Below are 276 nucleotides of genomic sequence, written 5' to 3'. Positions count from 1 at the left end.
CGACGGATCGACGACGATATCGGTCCCGTCGATCGACAACGTGCCGCTCCACGTACCCACCTGGGCGAATCGCTGCGCCTGCAACGTGATTCGGCTCCCGGTACGCATGATGTGCGGTTGCTCCTGCAGAACGTCGAAGGAACCCTGCCACGTCATGTCCATGGCGATGCCCTCGGTGGGCTCGAGGATCAGACGCACCGTCCGCAGTGGCTCGACCACCTCGATCCGATACCCGTTCACCTGCTGGTTCAGCCGGTCGGCGTCGATGGCGTCGCC

Annotated in this window: 1 protein-coding gene; it reads right to left on the bottom strand. The window is 64.5% G+C overall.

The window, feature by feature from the left end; translation table 11 throughout:
* Window positions 1-276 (bottom strand): hypothetical protein (locus SB717_RS35540; protein WP_410907642.1); only part of this gene is annotated, 276 nt, incomplete at both ends.

The sequence above is a fragment of the Priestia sp. SIMBA_032 genome, assembly GCF_046535215.1.
Classification (GTDB): Bacteria; Bacillota; Bacilli; order Bacillales; family Bacillaceae_H; genus Priestia; species Priestia aryabhattai.
Note: the sequence above shows the minus strand (reverse complement) of the source record. Positions and strands in the feature narration are given on the sequence as shown.